At 70.8% G+C, this 250-nt stretch carries 1 protein-coding gene; it reads left to right on the top strand.

Features of this window, described 5'->3' with window-relative positions; genetic code table 11:
- Window positions 1-250 (top strand): pseudouridine-5'-phosphate glycosidase (locus WDW90_RS40285; RefSeq protein ID WP_336493133.1); only part of this gene is annotated, 250 nt, incomplete at both ends.

The following is a 250-nucleotide window of genomic DNA, read 5'->3' as shown; positions in this document are numbered from 1 at the left end:
GCTCGAATCCACGATCATCACCCACGGCATGCCCTATCCTCAGAACGTCGCCACCGCGCGTGACGTGGAGGCCGTGGTGTGCGCGAACGGGGCGGTGCCCGCCACCATCGCGGTCATCGGCGGGCGCATCCGCGTCGGCCTGCCCGACGACGTTCTGGACTGGCTCGGCACCGCGACGGACATCCTGAAGCTGAGCCGGGCCGATCTGCCCTACGCCGTCGCGGCCAAGCGGCACGGGTCCACCACGGTC

Origin of the sequence: Methylobacterium nigriterrae (genome assembly GCF_037106235.1) — a bacterium.
Taxonomy (GTDB): domain Bacteria; phylum Pseudomonadota; class Alphaproteobacteria; order Rhizobiales; family Beijerinckiaceae; genus Methylobacterium; species Methylobacterium nigriterrae.
Note: the sequence above shows the minus strand (reverse complement) of the source record. Positions and strands in the feature narration are given on the sequence as shown.